The sequence below is a fragment of the Streptomyces sp. adm13(2018) genome (assembly GCF_008042145.1).
GTDB lineage: Bacteria > Actinomycetota > Actinomycetes > Streptomycetales > Streptomycetaceae > Streptomyces.
On record NZ_RDBH01000129.1, the window covers coordinates 95,474 to 101,841 of the forward strand.

Annotated in this window: 4 protein-coding genes; all 4 read left to right on the top strand. The window is 73.0% G+C overall.

Features of this window, described 5'->3' with window-relative positions; translation table 11 throughout:
* Nucleotides 1–897: 4-(cytidine 5'-diphospho)-2-C-methyl-D-erythritol kinase (locus EAO70_RS17115; protein ID WP_148005188.1), on the top strand; the 897-nt coding region annotated here is incomplete at its 5' end.
* Nucleotides 898–967: 70 nt separating this feature from the next.
* A complete protein-coding gene (locus EAO70_RS17120; RefSeq protein ID WP_148003834.1) occupies nucleotides 968–2,260 on the top strand; it encodes an acyltransferase family protein in 1,293 nt (430 codons plus the stop codon).
* A gap of 79 nt (nucleotides 2,261–2,339) precedes the next feature.
* Complete coding sequence (locus EAO70_RS17125) at nucleotides 2,340–4,145, top strand: ABC-F family ATP-binding cassette domain-containing protein (protein ID WP_148003835.1); 1,806 nt, start codon at nucleotides 2,340–2,342, stop codon at nucleotides 4,143–4,145.
* Between the two features lie 112 nt (nucleotides 4,146–4,257).
* A complete protein-coding gene (locus EAO70_RS17130; protein ID WP_148003836.1) occupies nucleotides 4,258–6,162 on the top strand; it encodes a PQQ-binding-like beta-propeller repeat protein in 1,905 nt (634 codons plus the stop codon).
* Nucleotides 6,163–6,368 lie beyond the last annotated feature (206 nt).

A 6,368-nucleotide genomic window follows, 5' to 3' on the forward strand; every position in this document is an offset into this window, starting at 1 on the left:
CCCGCGGGCGTCACCGTCCGCGTCCCCGCCAAGGTCAACGTCCAGCTCGCGGTGGGCGCCGCCCGCCCCGACGGCTTCCACGACCTGGCCAACGTCTTCCTCGCGGTCTCCCTGTACGACGAGGTCACCGCCACCCCCGCCGAGACGCTGACGGTCACCTGCGAGGGCCCGGACGCCGACAAGGTCCCGCTCGACCGCACCAACCTGGCCGCGCGGGCCGCCGAACTGCTGGCCGCCCGGCACGGCATCGCCCCCGACGTGCACCTGCACATCGCCAAGGACATCCCCGTCGCCGGCGGCATGGCCGGCGGCAGCGCCGACGGCGCCGGCGCCCTCCTCGCCTGCGACGCGCTCTGGGGCCTCGGCTCCTCCCGCGAGGAACTCCTGGAGATCTGCGCCGAACTCGGCAGCGACGTCCCGTTCAGCCTGGTCGGCGGCGCCGCGCTCGGCACCGGCCGCGGCGAGAGGCTCGCCGCGCTGCCCGTCGGCGGCGCCTTCCACTGGGTGTTCGCCGTCGCCGACGGCGGCCTGTCCACCCCGGCGGTCTACGGCGAGTTCGACCGCCTCACCGAGGGCACCGACGTCCCCGAGCCCGCCGCCTCCCCGGTCCTCCTGGACGCCCTGCGCACCGGCGACCCGACCGCCCTCGCCGCCGCCCTCGCCAACGACCTCCAGCCGGCCGCCCTCTCGCTGCGCCCCTCGCTCGCCGCGACGCTGGCGGCGGGCACCGAGGCGGGCGCGCTGGCCGCCCTGGTCTCGGGCTCCGGCCCGACGACCGCGTTCCTGGTGAAGGACGCCGAGTCCGCGGAGACGGTCGCCACCGCCCTGATCGCCTCGGGCACCTGCCGCACGGCCCGCGCGACGACGTCCCCGGCACCGGGGGCCCGGATCGTCTAGGGGGTACTCAGCCGCCGGCTGAGTACCCGCGCCCTGTCAGCCGCCCCGCCTCCCGCGGGACCGTACGCCCATGGGAATCAGCGCGCGTGAGCTCGCCGCGGCAACGCCGGCGAGCCGGGACCGGTACGTCGATCTGCTCCGGGTGGCCTCGCTCTCCGTCGTCGTCCTCGGACACTGGCTGATGGCGGCCGTCACGACCGACGGACAGGTCGGCAACCTGCTCGCCGTCGTGCCCGGACTCCAGGCGGCGACCTGGCTGTTCCAGGTCATGCCGGTGTTCTTCTTCGTCGGCGGCTTCTCGCACGCCCTCGCCCACCGCTCCCGGCCCCGGTACGCGGCCTTCCTGCGGGCCCGGCTCCAGCGGCTGCTGCGGCCGACGATGGTCTTCGTCGGCGTCTGGGGGGCGGCCGCACTCGTCCTCCAGCTGTCCGGGGCCGACGGCGGACTCACCGGCGTCGCGCTGCGGCTGGTCACCCAGCCCCTCTGGTTCATCGGGATCTACCTGGCGATGGTCGCCTTCACCCCGCCGCTGCTGCGGCTGCACGAGCGCTGGGGCTGGGGCGCCTTCGCGGCCCTCGCGGGCGGGGCCGTCGCGGTGGACGTGCTGCGGTTCGCCGCGGACGTCCCGTTCGTCGAGTTCCTCAACTTCGCCTTCGTGTGGCTGGCGGTCCACCAGCTCGGCTTCCTCCGCGCCGACGGCATGATCCGCCGACCCGCCCCGCTCGCCGGCGCGGGCCTGCTCGGCGCCGCCGCGCTCGTCGCCCTGGGGCCCTATCCCCTCTCGATGGTGGGCATGCCCGGCGAGAAGGTCTCGAACATGGCCCCGCCGACCCTCGCCCTGCTCTGCCACGGCCTGTGGATGGTCGGCGCGGTCGAACTGCTCCGCGGCCCCGGGACGCGGCTCGTCGCCCGCGCCGGAGTGTGGCGCGCGGTCGTGACCGCGAACGGCGTCGCGATGACGGCGTTCCTCTGGCACCTCACCGCGATGCTCGGGGTGTACGGCGCCCTCCTCGGCCTCGACCGGGAGCTGCCCGCCCCGGCGACCGGCGCCTGGTGGGCGCAGGTCCCCCTCCGCCTCCTCGCGGCGGCCCTGCTCACGGCGCTGCTCGTGGCCGCCTTCCGCCGCTTCGAGGCCCCGGTCCCGGCCGCCCCCTCGACCGGCGCGGGCGGCCCGGCCGCCGCGGTCGGCATCACCCTCGCCCTCCTCGGCGTCCTCGGCCTCTCCCTGACGGGCTTCGCCGGACTCCTCGACGGCCACTCCGCCACCCTGATAGCCGTCCCGGTCACCGCCCCGGCGGCCGTCGGGCTCGCGCTGGCGGGCTGGCTCCTCGTCGAGCGGGCGGGGCGCGGCGGATCGCGGTGACGGGCGGTACTGCCCGTCCGCGGGGGGTGCGCGGCAACGTACTCTGGGAGATCGATCGATCCCCCGTACAGGAGTCAAAGTGGCCGTCAATCTGGTCAATGTCGAGGCTGTCAGCAAGGTGTACGGCACCCGTGCCCTGCTCGACGGCGTCTCGCTCGGCGTCTCCGAGGGGGACCGGATCGGGGTCGTGGGCCGCAACGGCGACGGCAAGACCACCCTCATCCGGATGCTGGCGAAGCTGGAGGAGGCCGACACCGGGCGCGTCACCCACAGCGGCGGGCTGCGCCTCGGCGTGCTCACCCAGCACGACTCCCTCGACCCGAAGGCCACCGTCCGGCACGAGGTCATCGGTGTCATGGCCGACCACGAGTGGGCCGGCAGCGCCAAGATCCGCGACGTGCTCACCGGCCTGTTCGGCGGGCTCGACCTGCCCGGCTTCGAGAACGGCCTGGACACCGTCATCGGCCCGCTCTCCGGCGGCGAGCGCCGCCGCATCGCGCTCGCCAAGCTCCTCATCGAGGACCAGGACCTGATCGTCCTCGACGAGCCCACCAACCACCTCGACGTCGAGGGCATCTCCTGGCTCGCCCAGCACCTCCAGGCACGCCGCTCCGCGCTCGTCTGCGTCACCCACGACCGCTGGTTCCTCGACCAGGTCTGCACCCGCATGTGGGACGTGCAGCGCGGCGACGTCCACGAGTACGAGGGCGGCTACTCCGACTACGTCTTCGCCCGTGCCGAGCGCGAGCGCATCGCCGCCACCGAGGAGACCAAGCGGCAGAACCTGATGCGCAAGGAGCTGGCCTGGCTGCGGCGCGGCGCCCCCGCCCGCACCTCCAAGCCCCGCTACCGCATCGAGGCGGCCAACGAGCTGATCGCCGACGTGCCGCCGCCGCGCGACACCTCCGAGCTGATGAAGTTCGCCAACGCCCGCCTCGGCAAGACGGTCTTCGACCTGGAGGACGTGACCGTCACCGCCGGCCCCAAGACCCTCCTGGAGCACCTCACCTGGCAGCTGGGCCCCGGCGACCGCATCGGCCTCGTCGGCGTCAACGGCGCGGGCAAGACCTCCCTCCTGCGGGCCCTCGCCGACGCCGCCGTCAGCCAGGGCGAGATCCAGCCCGCCGCGGGCTCCGTCACCGTCGGCAAGACCGTCCGGCTCGCCTACCTCTCCCAGGACGTCACCGAACTCCCCGGCACCCTCCGCGTCCTGGAGGCCGTCCAGCAGATCCGCGACCGGGTCGACCTCGGCAAGGGGCGCGAGATGACGGCCGGACAGCTCTGCGAGCAGTTCGGCTTCTCCAAGGAGAAGCAGTGGACGCCCGTCGGCGACCTCTCCGGCGGTGAGCGCCGCCGCCTCCAGCTGCTGCGCCTCCTCATGGACGAGCCGAACGTCCTCTTCCTCGACGAGCCCACCAACGACCTCGACATCGAGACCCTCACCCAGCTGGAGGACCTCCTCGACGGCTGGCCGGGCTCCATGGTCGTCATCTCCCACGACCGCTTCTTCATCGAGCGCACCACCGACCGGACCCTCGCGCTGCTCGGCGACCGGACCCTGCGGATGCTGCCCCGCGGCATCGACGAGTACCTGGAGCGGCGTCGGAAGATGATCGAGTCGGCCGCCCCGGCGCCGGCCGCCGCACCCGCGCCGAGCAGGCCGGGCGTCTCCGCCGCCGACGCGCGCGCCGCGAAGAAGGAGCTTCAGAAGGTCGAGCGGCAGCTCGACAAGCTCTCCGACAAGGAGGGCAAGCTGCACGGGCGGATCGCCGACAACGCGACCGACTTCGAGCTCGTGGCGAAGCTCGACGCCGAGCTGCGGGAACTCGCGGGGGAGCGGGACGAATTGGAGATGCGCTGGCTCGAGCTGGCCGAGGACGCATAACGAGGGCATCACAGGCCGGTCCTCCCTTGGGTACAAGGGGTGGACCGGTCGCTTTTGCGTCACGGCGTGGGTGGTAGAAAGAAAACCCGCTCACGTCAAGGGGGAACCGCTGATGACCCAGCCGCCCAGCAACCAGCCGCCGGGGGGCTTCGGAGCTCCCCAGGATCCGAACCAGGGCCCGCCGCACCAGGGCACGCCGCCGGTGCCGCCCGTCCCGCCGCAGGCTCCGCAGACCCCGCCGCCGCCCGCCGGCCCGCCACCGGCCGCGCCGGGGCCGTACGGCCAGCCGACCCAGCCCGGTTACGGCTACCCGCAGCAGGGCCAGCCGGGTCAGCCCGGCCAGCCCGGTCCGTACGGCCAGCCGCCCCAGCAGCCGTACGGCTACCCGCAGCAGGGCCAGCAGCCGGGACCGTACGGTCAGCCGCAGCAGCCCGGGCCGTACGGCCAGCAGCAGAACCCCTACGGCGGCTACCCGACCCAGCCGGTGTACCAGGGCGCCCCCACCCCGCCGCCCTCCGGCGGCGGTCTCAAGGGCCGTACCGGTGTCGTCGCCGCCGTGGCCGCCGGTGCCGTCCTGGTCGCCGCCGTCGCCACCTGGGCCGTCGTCGGCGGCGGGGACGACAAGGACCCGGTCGCCGGCCCCACGACCAGCGCGAGCTCCTCCACCGGCGCGCCCTCGCCGAGCGAGTCCGTCGACAAGGGCGACGGCTCGGGCGACGGCTCCAAGGGCGGCGACGACGACCTGAACGCCGGCCGCCAGGCGGGCGAGGCCAAGGTCAACTGGCTGCTCCAGAACGACGTCGACCTGCCCCGCAACGGCGCCGACGTCCTCGGACCGTGGATCGTCGGCGACACCGTCGTCAAGGCGATGTACAAGGGCGTCTCCGGCTACGGCCTGAGCGACGGCAAGGAGAAGTGGCACGTCGACGTGCCGTTCGAGCTGTGCGCCGCGCCCGCGGACCCCTCGGCGAACGGCGTGATGGTCTTCGCCTACGCCGAGAGCGCCAAGGACGGCGCCAAGTGCACCTCGCTCCAGCAGATCGACCTGAAGACCGGCAAGGCGGGCTGGAAGAAGGCCGTGCCGAAGCCCAAGGGCCTCTTCGCCTTCTCGGACAACACCCTGTCCATCAGCGGCGACACCGTGACCGTCTCCGGCACCAGCAGCTCCTACGGCTTCTCGCTGGCCGACGGCAGACAGCTCTTCACCGGCGCCACGAGCGGCTGCAAGCCCTTCGCGTACGCCGGCGGCAGCAAGCTGATCGCCGCCGTGGACTGCCCCTCGGGCAGCACCACCAAGAAGCTCCAGGGCGTCAGCGAGGTCGACCCGAACACGGGCAAGCCCAAGTGGACGTTCAAGCTGGAGAGCGACTGGGAGGTGGACCGGGTCTACTCGGTCGACCCGCTGGTCGTCTCCGCCACCCAGCGCGAGCAGAAGAAGTGGACCATCTTCTCGCTCAACGCCAACGGCTCGCTCCGCTCGCAGATCCAGGGCGGCAAGGACAAGTTCGCCCCCTCCTGCGGCGGCGGCTTCGTCATCTTCGGCAAGAACCTCCAGGGCTGCACCGGGGTCGCCGCCGACGCGAACACCTTCTACATGGCCACCGAGACCTCGTACGGCACCCCCAACGAGGTCGTCGCCTTCGACCTGAAGAACGGCAAGCCGAAGTGGCGCTCCAAGGCGCCCGGTGAGCAGAGCATGCTCCCGCTCCGCATGGAGGGCGGCCAGGTCCTGGTGTACGTGGACCCGTCGTACGACAAGGGCGGCGCGGTCGCGACGATCGCCCCCACCGGTGGCGCGCCGAAGATCGTGCTCCAGCACCCGGCGTCGACGGCCCAGATCGAGAACAACTTCTACAGCCCGGGCTACGCGTACGACGCCGGCACCTTCGTCGTGGCGAGCGGGCGGGTCTCCGCCTCGAACGACAAGGAAGAAAAGCTGGTCAAGACGATGATGGCCTTCAGGTCGATCTGCTGGAGCGAGGTGCACTTGGCGCCGTCCTTGGCGCTCTCGGCGTAGGCGAAGACCATCACGCCGTTCGCCGAGGGGTCCGCGGGCGCGGCGCACAGCTCGAACGGCACGTCGACGTGCCACTTCTCCTTGCCGTCGCTCAGGCCGTAGCCGGAGACGCCCTTGTACATCGCCTTGACGACGGTGTCGCCGACGATCCACGGTCCGAGGACGTCGGCGCCGTTGCGGGGCAGGTCGACGTCGTTCTGGAGCAG